The sequence below is a fragment of the Calothrix sp. 336/3 genome (assembly GCF_000734895.2).
In the GTDB taxonomy this organism is placed as follows: Bacteria; Cyanobacteriota; Cyanobacteriia; order Cyanobacteriales; family Nostocaceae; genus 336-3.
On the sequence record NZ_CP011382.1, the window covers coordinates 861,669 to 880,234 of the forward strand.

The 18,566-nt window shown below is 37.5% G+C and carries 14 protein-coding genes; 13 read left to right on the top strand and 1 reads right to left on the bottom strand.

Going from position 1 to position 18,566, the window contains the following annotated elements:
- Positions 1–89: 89 nt before the first annotated feature.
- The 13 genes from IJ00_RS03470 (at position 90) to IJ00_RS03520 (ending at position 16,021) form a co-directional block, all read left to right on the top strand.
- Positions 90–1,802, top strand: coding sequence for a phage tail sheath C-terminal domain-containing protein (locus tag IJ00_RS03470; RefSeq protein ID WP_035150080.1), 1,713 nt, complete (start codon positions 90–92; stop codon positions 1,800–1,802).
- A gap of 85 nt (positions 1,803–1,887) precedes the next feature.
- The gene (locus tag IJ00_RS03475) at positions 1,888–2,361 is read left to right on the top strand and encodes a phage tail protein (RefSeq protein WP_035150082.1); all 474 of its coding nucleotides are present in this window, start codon (positions 1,888–1,890) and stop codon (positions 2,359–2,361) included.
- An 85-nt stretch (positions 2,362–2,446) separates the two neighbouring features.
- On the top strand, positions 2,447–2,920 hold the full coding sequence (locus IJ00_RS03480) for a phage tail protein (RefSeq protein WP_035150084.1): 474 nt from the start codon (positions 2,447–2,449) through the stop codon (positions 2,918–2,920).
- Between the two features lie 215 nt (positions 2,921–3,135).
- Complete coding sequence (locus tag IJ00_RS03485) at positions 3,136–3,624, top strand: phage tail protein (RefSeq protein ID WP_035150086.1); 489 nt, start codon at positions 3,136–3,138, stop codon at positions 3,622–3,624.
- Positions 3,625–3,815: 191 nt separating this feature from the next.
- Positions 3,816–4,139 carry a hypothetical protein gene (locus IJ00_RS03490; RefSeq protein ID WP_035150087.1) on the top strand — a complete coding sequence of 108 codons (324 nt, stop codon included), beginning with the start codon at positions 3,816–3,818 and terminating at the stop codon, positions 4,137–4,139.
- A gap of 255 nt (positions 4,140–4,394) precedes the next feature.
- Positions 4,395–4,760 carry a hypothetical protein gene (locus IJ00_RS03495; RefSeq protein WP_035150089.1) on the top strand — a complete coding sequence of 122 codons (366 nt, stop codon included), beginning with the start codon at positions 4,395–4,397 and terminating at the stop codon, positions 4,758–4,760.
- An 8-nt stretch (positions 4,761–4,768) separates the two neighbouring features.
- On the top strand, positions 4,769–4,912 hold the full coding sequence (locus IJ00_RS28705; protein ID WP_168163410.1) for a DUF6760 family protein: 144 nt from the start codon (positions 4,769–4,771) through the stop codon (positions 4,910–4,912).
- Positions 4,913–4,926: 14 nt separating this feature from the next.
- Positions 4,927–5,079, top strand: a complete 153-nt coding sequence (locus tag IJ00_RS28710; RefSeq protein ID WP_168163411.1) for a hypothetical protein — start codon at positions 4,927–4,929, stop codon at positions 5,077–5,079.
- A gap of 6 nt (positions 5,080–5,085) precedes the next feature.
- Positions 5,086–5,607 (top strand): phage tail protein, encoded by a 522-nt coding sequence (locus IJ00_RS03500; protein WP_035150092.1) that lies wholly within the window; start codon positions 5,086–5,088, stop codon positions 5,605–5,607.
- A gap of 6 nt (positions 5,608–5,613) precedes the next feature.
- On the top strand, positions 5,614–12,702 hold the full coding sequence (locus tag IJ00_RS03505) for a hypothetical protein (protein ID WP_035150095.1): 7,089 nt from the start codon (positions 5,614–5,616) through the stop codon (positions 12,700–12,702).
- Between the two features lie 43 nt (positions 12,703–12,745).
- Positions 12,746–13,267 (top strand): hypothetical protein, encoded by a 522-nt coding sequence (locus tag IJ00_RS03510; RefSeq protein ID WP_035150098.1) that lies wholly within the window; start codon positions 12,746–12,748, stop codon positions 13,265–13,267.
- Positions 13,268–13,314: 47 nt separating this feature from the next.
- Positions 13,315–15,249: a VgrG-related protein gene (locus IJ00_RS03515; protein WP_035150099.1), complete on the top strand. Its 1,935-nt coding sequence runs from the start codon at positions 13,315–13,317 to the stop codon at positions 15,247–15,249.
- Positions 15,250–15,625: 376 nt separating this feature from the next.
- Positions 15,626–16,021 carry a DUF4280 domain-containing protein gene (locus IJ00_RS03520; RefSeq protein ID WP_035150102.1) on the top strand — a complete coding sequence of 132 codons (396 nt, stop codon included), beginning with the start codon at positions 15,626–15,628 and terminating at the stop codon, positions 16,019–16,021.
- 145 nt (positions 16,022–16,166) lie between these two features.
- Here IJ00_RS03520 and IJ00_RS03525 read toward each other — a convergent pair whose 3' ends face one another.
- Positions 16,167–18,464, bottom strand: a complete 2,298-nt coding sequence (locus IJ00_RS03525) for a substrate-binding domain-containing protein (RefSeq protein ID WP_052754374.1) — start codon at positions 18,462–18,464, stop codon at positions 16,167–16,169.
- Between the last annotated feature and the right edge of the window lie 102 nt (positions 18,465–18,566).

Genomic DNA, 18,566 nt, shown 5'->3' on the forward strand with positions numbered 1-18,566 from the left:
ATATAGCCATTCCCCTTGGCTATAGAAGAGTTTTGATGCACTCATAACTCAGTGCATAGCACATCTCAATTCATGAAGGATGGTTACTAATGGCGTTAGATTACTTTGCTCCTGGGGTCTACGTTGAGGAAGTTGACCGTGGTAGTCGCCCCATCGAAGGCGTTAGCATGAGCGTTGCAGGTTTTGTCGGATTTTCCGAAGATGTCCGAGGTGACGCTGAACTCTTCAAACCTATGATGGTTACCAACTGGAGCCAATATCTCGAATATTTTGGCAAACCAGGTTCTGACGGTTTTACCGATTTCGACGCTTACCTACCCTTCGCTGTTAAAGGTTGGTTTGATAATGGTGGTGGTCGTTGTTGGGTTGTCAGCATTGGCACCAAACTACCTGGTTCTCCCACACCTGCACCAGAAGAATTTGGCACCAAGTTACTCACCTCTGGTGGCAAACCTTCCTTAATGTTCAATCTCCAGTTGCCAGAAGCAGAAGGCAACTTACCTGCCCTACCATCTGCTGGTGGACGCTTGATTGTCTCCATCATCGACAGTGAACCCAAACCCCTAGCTGAAGACGCACCAGAAGGTACAGAACCACCCATCAACACTGGTGAATACTTCTCGGTGGTTGTTCGTAACGGCGACCAAATTCTGGAACGCTACGACCACCTGACTATGAATCCCCAGGTGGAAACCGCAGTCGCTGACTACGCAGTTACAGCCCTAGAAACTTCCGAATTCATCAGCATTGCCAATATTTCCCAAACTGGACAAGCTCTATCCCGTCGTCCTTCTAACGGTTCCTACGAAATTGCTCCCCCTCCCTATGTTGCTCGTCAAGAACATATGGCACGGGATATGCAAGGTGCACGTACCGACAAAACCGGACTACAAGGTATCTTTGAAGTTGATGATGTCGCGATGGTCGCTTGCCCTGACCTGATGCGGGTTTACCAAGATGGCTTGATGGATTTGGATCAAGTTCACGGCATCATGGAAGCAATGCTGAGTATGTGTGAAAACTCCTTCCCTGGTCCTGCTTTCCGTATGGCTGTATTGGATGCACCCCCCGTCAAACCGGGCAAGAATGATAATAAGGCAGTCACCCCCGACCAACAAAAACCCCAGGATGTATATACCTGGTTGAAAGAATTTAATCGCCGCTCCATGTATGGTGCGTTGTACTACCCCTGGATTAAAGTTGCTAACCCTCGTAACGGTGGCAAACCAATCCTCGTTCCTCCCAGTGGTCACATGATGGGTCTGTGGTGCCGCACTGACCAGTCTCGCGGTATCTTCAAGGCTCCTGCTAACGACACTCCACGGGGTGTACTAGGTTTGGCATATGAAACTAATATGCGAGAACAGGAATTACTTAACCCTGTTGGTATCAACTGTATTCGTAACTTTGCTAGTTACAACCGGGGCTATAAAGTATGGGGCGCTCGTACCCTAGTAGAACCCGATAATATTCAATGGCGCTATATCAGTGTTCGCCGCTTGATTAGCTACATCGAAAAATCCATTGAAATTGGTACTCAGTGGGTGGTATTCGAGCCAAACGACATGGATTTATGGGAACGGGTAAAACGTACCGTCAGCAACTTCCTAGAGCAACTATGGCGTGAAGGTGCATTATTTGGTGGTTCTGCTGCCGATGCTTTCTATGTCAAGTGCGATGGTGAACTCAACACCAATGAAACCATGATGATGGGTCGTCTGTACGTAGAAGTTGGTGTATGTCCAGTTCGTCCGGCAGAATTTGTCATCTTCCGGATTAGCCAATGGGCACCCGGTCAATAATTAATTGCCAATTCAAAGTCAAGGGTTAACTCTTGATTTTGAACTCCCCCATTTTGGTTTTTCAAAGATTTGGAGAAAGTGAAAAATGCCCGAATTAAAACCCATACCTACTAGTAGATTCTATATTGAATTTGATGGTCTGACTGATAAACTAGTCAAAAGTGCTGCGGAATTTAGCTTTGATGGACAGACTACTGGTCACGAAAAACCACTAGCTTCTACCAAGGACGGAAAAACTCTCTGGCAAACGACATCCGGTGGTTTTAAGCAAAACCCTAATTTCACCATTGAGGTATATCTCAGTGAAGGCGATATGGATTTTTATAACTGGATGGTAGCTACCATGCCTAAAAGTGAGGGTGGTAAGGGTGAATGGGCAAAGAATCGCAAAAGTGGTGCCCTAGTTGCCTATGACAGTGATGATCAAGAAACTATGCGCTGGAAAATTACCAACGGTTGGATTAAGTCCTACAAGGTTTCAGAATTTGCTTCTGATAGCAATCAATTAGCTGTAGAAACTGTGGAAATTGTTTGCGAACAAATTGACCGTACAACTTAATAATTTATTTATTCTGGTTAGTAGGTGGTAATAATTTTACTATCTATATAGGAATCAAGCTCACAAAAAATCAAGGAATTTTCCCATGGCAAAAGGTGAACTATTAGCTAGCTCAAAATTTTTTGTTGATTTTGATGGTTTAGCCGATTTAGTCGTCAAGAAAGTTAGCGGTATTTCCATTGAATTACTAACTGCTGGTGACCAAACTCCCTATGGTGTCACAAAAGGCGGTAAATCTCAAATTCAAGCAACAGTAACTGGTACACAAAACGGTACAATTACCGTTGAATATGTGGGAACCGCAGGTGATAAAAGACTTTTCCAATGGTTTGAACAGTCTCACTCCCAACCAACTACTGGTGGTGGAACCCAAACCAAAGGAAAATTGAAAGATGGTTCAATCATTCTTTACAACCAAGGTGGAGATGAAGCTGCACGTTGGAATATGAAAGGTGTAATGCCTAAAAGCTATAAAACTACCAAAATGGAAGCAGGTTCGACTGAATTATTTATTGAAACTGTCGAGTTTGCTATGGAGTCATTGCGCCGAGTTAAATAGTTGGAAATTTATGGCTAATTGCTAATTCACTCATGAAATCATATATAGCATGAGATAGGCTAGCCCATGGGGAAAGTCGAGTGGTGACAGGGAACAGAGTTGAAATTATATCTATATAAATATTTGATAATTTCGTTGCTTCCTAATTCCTTCAGCGATTGCTATAATATGTCGAATTAGCAATTAGCTTTTCATCTAAAATTATCAAGAGTTTTGTGAAAGATAACGATTACGAAATTTTAACTTCTTCTAAGTTTTATCTAGAAATTCGTGTTGATGGTAGTGACGATCGTATTGATGGTTACTTCATGGAATGTTCAGGTTTTGAACGCAGTCAAGATGTCGTTGAGTTTTGTCAAGTAACTCCCCAAAAGTGGGGTAAAAATGCTTCGGCAGTCGGTCGGATGATGCGGACAAAAATGCCTGGTAATTCCCAAAGCGGTAACTTGAATTTACGTCGTGGGATGACTATTTCTAAAGCTGTATGGGATTGGTTTAATGCTGTAGAAATGGGGAATTGGGCAAAGCAGCGCCGCAATGGAGATATCACTCTCTATGATCAGAGTGGCACAGAAAGGGCAAGATTTAGATTTTTAGGAGCATGGCCCAGTAAATATAAAATTACGGATGTGAAAGTTGATTCCTCAGACTTTGAAGTCGAAGAGATAGAATTGGTTATTGACGAGTTTCAACGAATTAAATAGTATTGAGAAGAAGTTGTTTTATGAATTATGAAAAGAGAGTATGATTCTCATCATTATTGCATGAGGCATGAGATAATTTTCTGAAATTAATCTTGTATTGCTCTCAGTTGATATTTCATAAACCCTTGTGGCGTTATTTTCATAACGTCTAATTTTGTTTATCAGTTTTCAACAATCAGCAGATTTCAACTATGCAAACAGAATTTGAATTTACCTTACCAAAAGGTTATGTTGACCATGATGGGAATATTCACCGTAAAGGTGTGATGCGGTTGTCACGAGCAATTGATGAAATTGTCCCTTTACGTGACCCTAGGGTAAAGTCAAATCCAGCTTATGCAACAGTAGTGATTCTTTCACGGGTAATGACTCGTTTAGGAGCGTTGGATGAGGTGACACCAATGGTAATTGAGGATTTATTTGCCTGCGATTTAAATTATCTACAAAAGTTTTATCGTCAAATTAATGAATTAGATTTGCAAGTTACAGAAAAAGAGATTGCACAAGTATCCTAAATATCGCTTTTGTTAATTTGCTATTTACGGAAAAATAGAAGGTGAGAGGTGAAAATATAATTTTGAGTATTGGTGATATAAATTCGTGATAAACTCAGCTTGATTTTGACTGAGAGTATCATGGATTTTTTAGATGATATTTATTTTTTCAGAACAATCTTGAGTTATGTAATTGTGAAGTTTGACTATAGTCACTATTCTTAACAAGAGTTGTATTAATCCAGTTGTGGTGTTATTTTTGGCTAAATTATTGGTATGTTGACAACAGAATTTGATTTTTTTCTCCCCCGTGGCTTAATAGATGAAAAGGGAAATATTCATCGTCATGGGGTAATGCGTTTAGCAACGGCAAAGGATGAAATTGCCGTCAGTAAAGACCGAAGAATACAGGATAGTACAGCATATACAGCGCTGGTAATGTTATCACGGGTGATTGTGCGGCTAGGTGATTTATCTCAGTGTTCACCAGAATTATTAGAGAATTTATTTAGTTTAGATTTAGGGTATTTGCGGGAATTTTATAATCGGATTAATCAGCAGGGAAATATAGATATTCCTGTCCACTGTCCCCAGTGTAATCATCGTTTTCAGACAGAATTAGTATTGTCGGGGGAGTCATAAGCTACCCCTTGGAACAGTTACACGAGGAGGTAGCTTGTATTGCATTTGAGTTTAACTGGTCACTAGGAGAAATTCTCGATTTAGAACATGGCGATCGCCGTCGTTGGGTACAGGAAATTGGCAAAATTCGAGAAATGGGAAATAGGGGTTAAATATAGGCAATATTATGAATCAAAAATCTGAACTCAAACAACTAGCTGAACAGATTTTGCACGATCCAGTGATGCAGAAAAAGCTTGGCGATCGCGTCTATGAATTATTGCGTACAGAACTACGTCAACTTCAAGAACGCTCCCAAGGATACGGAACTAGATATTAAACAATTATGCAAAAGCAAGAAAGCACGTCTTTTGGACTCAATTTAGTCACAGCTAACCGTTTTTATGTGGGAATGGAAAGCACTATTTCTGCTTCCTTTAGTGAGTGTCAAGGATTAGGTGTCAAAGTTAAATATGAAACATATCAAGAAGGTGGAGTAAATGACCAACAAAGAATTTTTCTGGGGCAATCTGAGTTTTCTGAAGTGACACTAAAACGCGGTTTAAGCGATGATTTAGTATTTTGGCAGTGGGCATCTCAAGTCATGAAACCTGACAAGAGTAAGGCAATAGAACGACGGAATATCAACATTTTAGTATTCAACCAAGCAGGTGAAACTATGCAATGTTGGACACTAATTGGAGCAGTACCCGTAGGTTGGAAAGCACCCAGTCTCACAGCAGATTCTTCTAGCGTAGCCATTGAAGAATTAACTCTCGCTTATGAGGGTGTTAAAATTGCCAAATCGGGTACAGCTTCTGCAACTTCTTTAAAAGGTCGTCAGAACGGATACTTTGGTAGTAATTAATAAAAGATGTCAGAATCTACAAATTTGCAGACAGAAAACGCCGAGAATCTAGGTATAAAAGACCCAATATTACCAGCAAAACCCTTGGGTCAAACAACATTAACCCCTCAATTTATCGTTCCCTTAGGAACACAGTCAATATCTATTTTAGACCAAAATATTTTTAGCCCTAAATTAGAAAACAATGACGTATTAGGGGGAGATTTCCAAGATTCTCCATTTTTTTCTGACTACCAAGTACAAAAAAATGTAGATAATTCCTTACCACAAACAATTACAAATAATCCGAATAATTTTAGTGCAAATATAGTCATTCCTAATGCAGAAAAGGGAAATACAGAATTTGTAAAAGTTCAATCTGATGAAAATCAATATCCATCTTCAAAAATAATTAATCCTAAATTCAATTCAGACAATAATAGTGAATTACTAAAGGAATCAATTATATCTAACACAGATAATTCAATTAATGATATAAAAGCTAATGCTATAATTTCATCCGCAGAAACAACAAATACTTCTCAACAGAGTAGATACGTCAACGATTTCCACCAAGAGAATCAAGATATTGGAGAAAAAATTAATCTTAATTCTCATTTGCAAGCATCATCAAAATCTCAAGATTTATTAAATGATGATTATACATCTTCAATACCTAAGGATGTATTAACTTCAGATACAGACTTAAATATTCAGCTATTATCTGATAATTCTATCACACCGGATAATTATGTATTAAGTGACAAATCAGATAATAGTCTATCAGCTATCAATTATCCAGAAATTACACCAAGTAATCAAGTTTATCACGCACAATATCATAATTCAAATTTAGTCAATAAATCGGAAGCTAATTTTGTTGATAAAGATAATATCATAGATACTTCAGAGAAAGATAAGTTACAAATAAATTCTCCAGAGATACTGAGTACTGAACAGTCAAATATTGTAGAAAATAACGACAATATATCGCATAATTTATCTAGCAACATTCAGAAACAGTCCTTGGATTTGGATAATCAGCATACAAATCATAAATTGCTTGTAGAACCATCAAATACAATAATTGATAATCTCAGTAGCTCTGAATCTGAGAATTATAGATATTTTACTTCAACCGATAAACCTGGTATAAAAAGCTCTATCTCAGTATCACCTATTACCAGTAATTCGATACAGGAAAATAGTTCATCAATTCAAACGTCAAAGATATCCAATATTTCTCAAGCAGTTGAATCTCCAGAAAATATTATCAATCAATCATCATTGACTTATAACAATGAAGCATTAGGAGAAATCCATCATCATATTAATATTCAGACAAAGCAAGAATCTTTGCTTTTAACAGATACAAATCATCACCAAGGATATGTGCAATCATCCGATATCCCATCAGAAAAACTCAATTCCAAAATATCATTAGAAGATTCTGGCAACCATCAGCTATCACCTCTAACTCAGGAAACAGAAAATCATCCAACCCTATCTCTAGATACAACTCATCCTTTAATAGTACAAAGTAAACCTCTAAATCACCAAGAAGCTAATATAAATCAAGAAGTTAATTCACCGGACAATATTCAAAAACAAGTATCATTAAATAATCAAGAAAACAATTTACTTCCTCTAGAAAAATTTCATTCGCCAAATTCTGATATTTCAGAAGTCTTTGGAGAAATATCGAACGTGAATGCAGAGAATTTCAACTCTGTTACAGACACTAAAAATTATTCTCCTATCTCTGATACTGTACAATCCATTCATTCAATAGATAATCTAGAAACAAAATTCGTCAACAAAAAAGAAAACAACATACCGAATATAGATATAACTGCTAGGTTGTCTTCTGAAAAAGAAATAAATGCAAAGCAGGAAAATCCTAATTTAACCTCAAATGTTTCTGAGTCTATAGGTGAATATTGGGAAGAGCAAGGAATTATATCTTCTAATTCGATAGAATCGCTTAACGAAATAAATTCTAGTATTCCATCCCTGAATCATGAGACTTTTAATAGTAGTAATACAGATGAAAATGATTTTTATCAAACATCCAGTTTAAAATCAACTATTGCACGAAAAGAATTAGATTTTGTGACAGAGAATTTCTCTTCAGAACTTACTTCAGATATAACTATAGAGAACAACAATATCTCAAAAAATAATTTATCAAATAGTATTACAGATAGTAAGGAAAAGACTCTTATCAATAGAGAAGAAAGTATCACACCAATTCGTCTATCGATTCAGAGGGATGAGAATGAAGATGCGAATAACTCAATCAGTCAGCTATCCAATCAAATAAACCCCATTTCTCAAACCAATTTTTTGGATTCTATACAACAGTACTCTGAGATAAAATTGCCGGAGAGTACGGAAGATATAAGCAGTAAGCATGAATTATCAAATTTACTCCCAGATTTACAAGCAAAATTCACGCAAACACCGCAGATTTCCTCTTCTGACAATTTCCATATAGATGAAAGTTTTAGTGAGACTCTTGATTTGAAAGAAGATGAAGAAAATATATTTAAAAATATACAAATACATGCAAATAATTTCTCAAGTTCGCAAACAGAAATAAATTCCGAAAAAGCATCTACTCCTGAGACTTCGACAATAATTCAACAGCAGTCAGAAAATCACAATCTCTCTACCCCCACTCCAGAATTATTACAGGTAGTAAAAACTGATAACTTAGCTAGTCAATTTCAACAGGAGAATATTTCTAGTGCTGAGAGAGGTGCGGATGAAAGCTTACAGATGAAGTCAGTAAATGAAAATGTATTCCCATCTACTCCATTGAATGAATCGATATTACCTCTCTCACAGAATTTAAATGTAGATTCGACTAATTCATTTTTAAGTGAAGAAAATTATTCAATTAATAAGGAAGAGATTAATGAATTTTCATCTCAATTAGACTTTAGCAATTCTCCTGAAACAAACGAACATATTATTCAGACATCACTGGATTCAACAATAGGAATAGATTCACAATTTATAAATCATCAAAATACAGATTTAACTACTTCCAGAACTGATTCACAGATAAAAAATAATGTATCAAATGATATTAATATTTTCTCGATAGATGTAGATTTATCTTCCGACAATTCATTACAGAAACAGCAACAGATTGCATCAACATATCAAGATGATAATGTTGCTATAACTCCACATCCAGAAAATACACTAGAATCAAATACACCAATTGAGAATAGTCAAAAATACTCTCTAGATAGTGAGTTATTAAAACAGTCGCAAAATAATCTGATTCAACCTCAAACAGAAACAACAAATATAAGTCATCTCAACTCTGATACAATACTCACTGATATTCCTGCTGCTGTACCTACTCCTTTGAAAGATGATAGTCAGGAAAATGTACAAACATCTGCAAATGATTTCTCAAGTTCACAAACAGAAATAAATTCCGCAAAAGTATCTACTCCTGAGACTTCGACGATAATTCAACAGCATTCAGAAAATCACAATCTCTCTACCCCCACTTCAGAATTATCACAGGTAGTAAACACTGATAACTTAGCTAGTCAATTGATTGCGGGTTATGAGAGAGATTCACAGAAAATATTACAGTTGAAGTCAGTAGATGAAAATGTATCCCCATCTACTCCATTGAATGAATCGATATTACCTCTCTCACAGAATTTAAATGTAGATTCGACTAATTCATTTTTAAGTGAAGAAAATTATTCAATTAACAAGGAAGAGATTAATGAATTTTCATCTCAATTAGACTTTACCAATCCTCCTGAAACAAACGAAAATATTATTCAGACATCACTGGATTCAACAATAGGAACATATTCACAATTTATAAATCATCAAAATACAGATTTAACTACTTCCAGAGTTGATTCACAGATAAAAAATAATGTATCAAATGATATTAGTATTTTATCGGTAGATGTAGATTTATCTTCCGACAATTCATTACAGAAACAGCAACAGATTGCATCAACATACCAAAATGATAATGTTACTATAAATCAACCTTCAGAAAATACAGTAGAGTCGAATATACAAGCTGAGAATATTCAAAAATATTCTTTCGAGAGTGAGTTACTAAAACAGTCGCAAAATAATCTGATTCAACCTCAAACAGAAACAGCAAATATAAGTCATCTCAACTCTGATACAATAATGACTGATATTCCTGCTGCTGTACCTACTCCTTTGAAAGATGATAGTCAGGGAAATGTACAAACATCTGCAAATAATTTCTCAAGTTCACAAACAGAAAGAAATTCCGAAAAAGTATCTACTCCTGAAACTCCAACGATAATTCAACAGCATTCAGAAAATCACAATCTCTCTACTCCCACTTCAGAATTATCACAGGTAGTAAACACTGATAACTTAGCTAGTCAATTTCAACAGGAGAATATTTTTAGTGTTAAGAGAGGTTCAGATGAAAGCTTACAGATGAAGTCAGTCAATAAAAGTGTAAAGATAACATCTAAATCAAATAATGATATTTCGCTAAAATCTGAATCCAATGATGATATTACTTTAGAATTAAATAGACAAGATTTAGCAGCTAAGATTGATGAAACAACTCTCAAAAAAATAATTCAAACAAAAGATAATTTAGATAATTCATCATTAAATGATATAACTCAACCTTCAGACAATACAGTAGAGTCGAATATACAAGCTGAGAATATTCAAAAATATTCTTTCGAGAGTGAGTTACTAAAACAGTCGCAAAATAATCTTATTCAACCTCAAATAGAAACAGCAAATATAAGTCATCTCAACTCTGATACAATACTCACTGACATTCCTGCTGCTGTATCTACTCCTTTGAAAGATGATAGTCAGGGAAATTTACAAACATCTGCAAATGATTTCTCAAGTTCACAAACAGAAATAAATTCCGAAAAAGTATCTACTCCTGAGACTCCAACGATAATTCAACAGCAGTCAGAAAATCACAATCTCTCTACTCCCACTCCAGAATTATCACAGGTAGTAAATACTGATAACTTAGCGAGTCAATTGATTGCGGGTTATGAGAGAGATTCACAGAAAATATTACAGTTGAAGTCAGTAGATGAAAATGTATCCCCATCTACTACATTGAATGAATCGATATTACCTCTCTCACAGAATTTAAATGTAGATTCGACTAATTCATTTTTAAGTGAAGAACATTATTCACTCCATAGGGAAGATAGTAATGAGTCTTCATCTCAATTAGACTTTACCAATCCTCCTGAAACAAACGAAAATATTATTCAGACATCACTGGATTCAACAATAGGAACAGATTCACAATTTATAAATCATCAAAATACAGATTTAACTACTTCCAGAGTTGATTCACAGATAAAAAATAATGTATCAAATGATATTAGTATTTTATCGGTAGATGTAGATTTAGCTTCTCAAAATTCATTACAAAGACAAAATCACAAAACTGAATTACAACATCAAGAGGATGATGCTATTTTCTCCTCTTCCTTATCTGGTGTAGAGAAGAATAATCTAGATGAAAATATAAATTCTGAGAAATCTGTACAAAATCAAACTTTAATTGAATCTGAATATGAATTTAACAACTCATCCTTAGGCATATCTTTATCAGAAATATCACCTCAATCAAATATAGTAAACAAAAAAAATACTTCTCAAGTCAATCAGGATATTTTATCTGATGATGAGAATCGCTCTTTTGAAGGAGAAAACCTTATATCAAGAGTTGTGGATTCGCATAACAACATTATTACAACAGGTGATAATATTAAGTCATCAGATATTAATCGAAATACAAAAAACTATGAGATTTTAGAATCTATACCAGAATTACAACTCAAATCTTTGGATGAATTAAGGGATAGTCCGGAACCTCAAGGAAGTATAGAGACTCAAGAGAATATAGTCGCTTCACACTTCGGAGCAAAAACAACAGAAAAAGTACAATTAAACTTAGATACGGCAATTTCTCCAGATGTGAATCTTCATCTGAGTCGTGAATCTGGTAATGATATCCTATCAGAGCCAAATGTACAAAATTTTGTAGATATCAATCTTATTCAGTCTCAGGAAGAGAGAGAAATTACGAATCATATTGTTTCAGATAGAGAAACTGCTAATACTTATGCTTCTAAATCCCTGGAAAATGACGATAAATTAAAATTCATATCACAGTCAGGAGATAATATCATTCAACCTCATGGAGAAGTAGCAAGAAATAATCCTGATATTTCTATTTCTCCATCTTTAGCAAAACCAAATAATTCAGAATTCATATCGCAGTCAGGAGATAATCTAATTCAACCTCAGGGAGAAGTAACAAGGAATAATCCTGATATTTCTATTCATCCATCTTTAGCAAAACCAAATAATTCAGAATTCATATCACAGTCAGGAGATAATCTAATTCAACCTCAGGGAGAAGTAGAAAATATAAATGATATTATTGATGACGAACTAGTTACTGATATTTTCGTATCAAAGCCTCTGACGAGTCAAGATACTGCCAATATACAGTTATCTCCTTTGCATGAGAGTATTAATAACCAAGATAATAAGATTTCAAATGAACAAATAGATTTCTTCGTTGCGAGAAAGGTTGATGGAGAAAAATCTCAAGAAACAGTTCAAAGCTATTCAGAAAGTGAATCTTCAGAAATTCAGTTGCCAACAGTCTTAGAGAACATTTCAACTTTTAACTCTCTCCAAAATTCACAAGCTTGGAATTCCTCATTTATCAGTAAAGATATGACAAATTCTGTTCGTAAAACTCCCATTGAATCTATGCCAAAATCAAGGAGTATTAATAATTCAGAATGGTCTAGTTTTAATGACTTAGTTCGTGGTCAAAAAGCACCAGCTAAACGTCAATCTCAAGAGAAGACATCTTCCCATCAAAGTGAATTAGTACAATTAAAAGAAGATAATATATCCATCTTTAATAATTATGATATTCAAAGAATGACTGATGATAACAATATTCCCAAACAAGAAGAGCAAGCAGGAGATGTTTTCGAGAAGCTAGCGCAGGAAATGTATTTACAATTACGACAACGTTTAAAGATAGAAAAAGAACGTCATGGAAAAGGTTATTAATTAAGTTGAAATGAGAAAAATTACATATTTGGAGGATGAATAAATGTCATTAGTAAAAGCTCAACTGATTTCTTCTGATGGTGGTGGTACGATAGAATTTATGTTTAACCCTAACCAGTTAGCTTTTTCTCAGCAAATTCGATTGACAAGTAATGAGGGAGCAAGAACTGGTAGAGGATTACCAAAAGTTAACTTTGCGTATCCAGAACCCTGTACACTGAGTATTAAAGATATTATTGTTGATACTTATGAAGAAGGTGGTGGGAAAAGTGTAATTGCTTATATCAAGCAGTTTGAAAAAGCTTTGAATTTTCTCGAGAGTGGAGAAAACAAGCAAAAACGTCCTCCGACTTATGTTTTTACTTGGGGAGAATATCAGTATATTCGGTGTTTTATCACTAATCTTTCTTATACATTAACCATGTTTTTATCTGATGGTACACCTGTACGAGCAAAGTTGGATTTAAGTTTGCAAGAGATTGATGAGTCAACTTCGCAACCAGGTATGGGTTCTCCAGCAAAAGTCGATCGCGGTGGTGATAGTCGCAGTAGTCGTTTGAGCTAGGGGAATATATGGTATAAAATCTTTCTTTAAATTAATATCAAATTTCTATGTCTGGTAGTTATACTGCTACTCCCATTCTGAAGATAGACGGAAAAGCTGCTGATAGTAATCTCCTAGATGATATTTTGCAAATTTCCATCGAAGAAAGTCTGCATTTACCGGGGATGTTTACTTTGCTGATTCGCAATGATTATTTTTCTACCCGTCAGGGGGAAAATCCTTGGTTGTATGACAAGACTTTCACCATCGGAAAATCGATTGAGATTGGTTTTCAGTCTAGTACCACTGGAAGTACGGAGTTTAAAGACGAAACTGAAGTGACTTTGCTTCAGGGGGAAATTACTGCTATTGAAGCGCAGTTTAATCCGGAATCTCAAGCACCGATAATTATCAGAGGTTACGACGTGAGTCACCGTTTACACCGGGGACGCTATAATCGTTCGTTTCAAAATATGACAGATACGGATATTGTCAAACGGGTTATCGGTGAAGTGGGAATTAAGGCAGGTACTATTGATGATACTGGGGGACCCTATGGTTTTGGCGATCCGGTGGGGTATATTTTTCAAGAGAACCAGACAAACATGGAGTTTCTGCGGGAACGAGCAGCTCGTCATGGGTTTGAATTATTTGTGCAGGATGGTAAGCTAAATTTCCGTAAGCCTGTGGCTGATAAAACTTTAAACCTCAAGTGGTTAAAGGATATTTCTAGTTTTCATGTTCAGGTTAGCAGTGCGGAACAGGTTAGCTCAGTGGAAGTACGGGGATGGGACTATCAAAAGAAACAAGCTATTGTCTCAACAAAAAGTAGTCAAACTGCACAGGTAGTGACAGAGATTGATCAGGGAAGTGGGAAAAAAGTCAGTACTGCTTTTAAAGGTAGTCCGAAAATGATTGTTGTCGATCAACCTGTATTTTCTGAGAAAGAATCGGAGGCGATCGCCCAAGCTTTATATAACGAATTATCGGGTGAATTTGTGCAAGCGGATGCGAAAGGGGAAGGAAATCCCCAAATTCGTCCGGGGAAGGTGATTAAACTCACAGACATGGGTAAGTATAGCGGTAGCTACTACGTCACAGAAACCCGTCACGTTTTCCAAAATCGAGTTTATACTACGGAGTTTAGTGTACGTGGGTTACGGGGTGATGACTTACTTTCGATTGTATCTTCCCAACCCCGTCTGCAACCTGGACAAACCATGCTGATTGGGATTGTCACAAATAATAATGACCCAAAAAAATGGGGGAGAGTGCGACTTAAATTTCCCACCCTGACGAACGATCATGAAAGCGACTGGGCAAGAGTTGTTACAACCGGAGCTGGTAATGACCGAGGTTTTGACTGTCTCCCAGAGGTGAATGACGAGGTGTTAGTGGGGTTTGAACATGGTGATATTCATCGTCCCTTTGTGATTGGTAGCGTTTGGAATGGTAAGGATGCGCCACCTGTGGCAGTCACTGAGTCTGTGGTTGATAGCAAAGTCAGATTACGTACCTTTAAAACCCGTACAGGTCATACGTTACAGTTTGTGGAAGAGGATAAGGGAAGTAGTAAAAAAGGTGTCTATCTGAATACAGTGTATGGTCACAAATTAGACATGAATGATACTGACCAGGTAATTAATCTGCAAACGAAGGGTAATCATCTTGTGACTGTGGATGACAAGAATAAGAAAATAGAAATTAAAACCAGTGGTGGTAATGTCTGTAAAATGGACGACCAAGGAAGAAAAATTACTGTCAGTGCGACTGGGGAAATTGAAATGACTGCTTCTCAAAAAATCACCTTGAAAGTCGGTGGTAGCAAAATTGAAATCTCTGCATCCAGTATCACCTTAAGCATGGGTAGTAGCAAAATTGAACTTGGTGCATCGGGGATAGATATTAAGTCTTCAGCAATGACAAATGTTCAAGGTACAAGTACAAGTGTCAAAGGTAGTGCAAATGTGACAGTTTCTGCACCTATGGTTTCCTTGGGATAGGGAGCAGGGGAAGAAAGAGTTTGAGTCTTATTTACTTTTCTTTACATAGTTTGGTTTTATTGCACTGACTTGCTTAATGTGGTGAAGTAATAGTTCAGAAACTTGGATTGGCAAATTAATCTTACTACTCCTTACTCCCTTATCCCTTCTCCTTATCCCTCTTTTGTTACTACGAGGAGAGAAAAAGATAGTCCCTACTCTGAAAGCTAAACAAAATAATGGATTGTGCGATCGCATCCTAATTTTGTCATCTAAATCGCCTTGTTGAAAATAGACGTAAAAATAGGGGTTTAAGATTATTATCTTCCTAAAGTAACAAAAGAGGGATTACTCCCTACTCCCTACTCCCTACTCATTATCAGGAGATAAGTAAAAAATGCCACAACAAGTTTGTATGGGTGCTTCTTTACAGTGTGTGCCTTTTGGTACTGCACCAAGTTCTTTAATTGTGATTCCTAAGGGTACACCTGTCATGGCAAGTGGGATGTTAGCCGCTACAGTCATGGATTTTGCACCGATCGCCAATATTTTACCCTTCGGTATGTGTACCTCCTTATCTAATCCCATAGTTGCATCAGCTACCGCCGCAGCCCTAGGAGTACTGACTCCAATGCCATGTATTCCTGTACCCACTGGACCATGGAAACCAGGAGCAATGAAAGTTAAAATTAATGGTATGCCTGCACTGCCGAATACAGCTATTTGTAATTGTGCTTGGGGTGGGGTGATTAAGATTAATTATGCCGGACAATTTAAGGTGAGTGTGACTTGACAAGGGTATGATATTTAACATATTGAAAGCGATCGCCTACCGAAAATCTGGCTTTTGTGCTTGTGTGACAAAATTTTCCTAGAATCGGGCGATCGCCTTTGCTGTCTGGTTGGATTCAGCAATCCCTAATTACGAATGATTTTCATTACTCCAGTGGAACTAATCCCATCTCACCTAACAAACGTTGTCCTTCCCTAGTTTTCAAGATAGTAGCAAATTTTTCACCGATCGCCGGACGATTATTATCCCGTGGATAGATAACAGCGATCGCGTACCCTAGAGGATAACGTCCACTTCTAATTGCTGCTGCATCTGGATGGTAGTTTCCTTTGCGATCGCACAAGTCTGTACTGGGTTCTATGGCTTTACCATTCTTAAATACTAAGGGTTGGACAGGATTTTTTCCTGATGTTTGCAGTGCTAAAGGATACACAGAACATTGACTAGTAATTTTTGCCAGGGAACTAAAACCGATCGCCCCAACTTTGGCAGATTCAAAATCTCGAATCACTGTCCGCATCATCTCAAATTCCGGTAAAGATAAAGACTGACTCTCCTCATTTCCGGGTAAAACCTTCTGCTGGAAGACTTCCATCGCTTCTTTATTGTCGGGAGTATAGGTTTTCACTGGTAGGGTAGAATTCGTGAATTCCTGCCAGTTATCCACCCCTTTACCGTAGAGTTGTTGTAATTGTGTCAGCGTCAATTTGCCTTGGAGTTGCTCCGGTAATCCCTTCTCTCGTTGGGAATAACTAAAGGATACAAATACTGCCAATCCATCGTAGGCAATTTCCTGAGCTTGTAAATCTGAAGGTAGGGGGTGAATTAAGGGAGCGATCGCAAACGCAGCTTGTCCATTTCTCACCTTGGAGATCGCCTCATCCGTCGATTCTGCGGGTTCATAGATTAATTGTAGTTTTGGTTGGGCAGCTTGTAAGCGCTCCTCTAGAGTTTGCCCCTTCTGAATCAAATCTCGTTGCTGGAGGATGTAATGCCAAATACCCTGATTCGTGGCGGTATAAGCAAATTTACCCGGAGGAATCGCCCCCACATCCTTTAAACAACATACCTGGGGTGTTTTCGCTGCATTACTTAACTGCGGTTTGCCAAATAACAACCAAGCAAGCCCCCCAATCACACCCAAACCTAAAGCACCTAGAAGTAAAACTTTGACGGGAATTTGTGGTTTGCTGGTAGTCACCTCCCCTTCCTCTGTCACATCTGCGGCAGAAACAAACTCTGGTTGAGGTAACTTTAATAACTCTTTCCTTGCGACTTCCGCATTGACAAAAGGCATCTCAATCTGCATCAACCGCAGAATAAAAGCTTTGAGATGGGGTTCCACACCCTGCCAATGGGACTCTTGCCGAGGATCCAAAGGTTCTCCTTCTTCAGTAATTACCCTACCAGTCAGGAGATAAAAAGCCACATAACCCAGAGAAATTAAATCGTGATACTTTTCCTTGACAGTCGGTTTCACCAAAGGCAAAAATAACTGTTCCCAAACTGCCAAATCACAGAAATAGAGATAAAAATCCAGATTTTTCTGCCCCTCTACAGGTACAAACTCATCCGCACCACTAGCAACTAATAACAAATTATCCAAGCTGAGATTACCATGAGCAATCCCATCCTGAACTTGCCCAGAGGGAAACCGAAACTTTTGCCCATGGAGAAAGATTAAGGTTTGTAATCCTTGATTCAATACCCAACGCACCTGAAGGGATGTCATTTTTTCCCTAGTCAGATAACTATTCAAAGTCGGATTCAGGTAACGTTCATCCATGACGAGGTAACAACGTTCCTCAATATCATCGACAATTGCTTCCAAGGGTTCGAGTAAGCGTAAATCTTGACTTCTTCCATCCGCTAAATCAACACCAGCAACGCTCTGAAAAATTTGCTTTTGTAACCGTGCCTCACCTGCATTAAAATATCTCCCCGGTAGCAAATATTCCTTAATTACCACAGGTAGATTCATTCCCTGTTGAGTTGCACGGTAGAGTCTTCCCAAACCCCTCCTACCGATATAATCTTCAATTTGATAGGTTCCCAACTGCCCGCGAATCTCAGCTTTTTCCGGCAATAACGTGGGAAAACCACAGGAATTACAAGCTTTTAGCCTTATTTCATCCTCACCACAAGCTTTGTCACATCTCAGAGGATCCCCAGACAAACAACGATAACGCTGATAGGGTGAATCCCCAAAGTGTACACCTGCGGCAGTTGGTAAGGGAGCGATCGCCGTGACAACTTTCTGAGAATCAACTATTGGCTCTGGCTCCGGAAATAATTCCCCCTGTATTTCCTCTAAAATCGGCTGAAGCCAAGCATACTGTTTCTTGAACTTTTTGAAATAGTTATACTTCTCTAACCGTCTGTCGAGGGGAAACCGCTTGAGATAACTCTTTAACAGTACCTGGGGAATTTTTTGTATAGCCATGAAATTTTTCTATAAAGATAAAAATAGGTATCAATCACTGCCAAGCTTAACCGCAATATTACTGTTATAGCCGGGGAAACTGGAAGAGATAAGAATTAACCA

Bases quoted from the DNA above. Each gene is read 5' to 3' on its own strand.
- IJ00_RS03470 (WP_035150080.1), top strand. From the start codon at position 90: ATGGCGTTAGATTACTTTGCTCCTGGGGTCTACGTTGAGGAAGTTGAC.
- IJ00_RS03475 (WP_035150082.1), top strand. From the start codon at position 1,888: ATGCCCGAATTAAAACCCATACCTACTAGTAGATTCTATATTGAATTT.
- IJ00_RS03480 (WP_035150084.1), top strand. From the start codon at position 2,447: ATGGCAAAAGGTGAACTATTAGCTAGCTCAAAATTTTTTGTTGATTTT.
- IJ00_RS03490 (WP_035150087.1), top strand. From the start codon at position 3,816: ATGCAAACAGAATTTGAATTTACCTTACCAAAAGGTTATGTTGACCAT.
- IJ00_RS03495 (WP_035150089.1), top strand. From the start codon at position 4,395: ATGTTGACAACAGAATTTGATTTTTTTCTCCCCCGTGGCTTAATAGAT.
- IJ00_RS28710 (WP_168163411.1), top strand. From the start codon at position 4,927: ATGAATCAAAAATCTGAACTCAAACAACTAGCTGAACAGATTTTGCAC.
- IJ00_RS03500 (WP_035150092.1), top strand. From the start codon at position 5,086: ATGCAAAAGCAAGAAAGCACGTCTTTTGGACTCAATTTAGTCACAGCT.
- IJ00_RS03505 (WP_035150095.1), top strand. From the start codon at position 5,614: ATGTCAGAATCTACAAATTTGCAGACAGAAAACGCCGAGAATCTAGGT.
- IJ00_RS03510 (WP_035150098.1), top strand. From the start codon at position 12,746: ATGTCATTAGTAAAAGCTCAACTGATTTCTTCTGATGGTGGTGGTACG.
- IJ00_RS03515 (WP_035150099.1), top strand. From the start codon at position 13,315: ATGTCTGGTAGTTATACTGCTACTCCCATTCTGAAGATAGACGGAAAA.
- IJ00_RS03520 (WP_035150102.1), top strand. From the start codon at position 15,626: ATGCCACAACAAGTTTGTATGGGTGCTTCTTTACAGTGTGTGCCTTTT.
- IJ00_RS03525 (WP_052754374.1), bottom strand. From the start codon at position 18,464: ATGGCTATACAAAAAATTCCCCAGGTACTGTTAAAGAGTTATCTCAAG.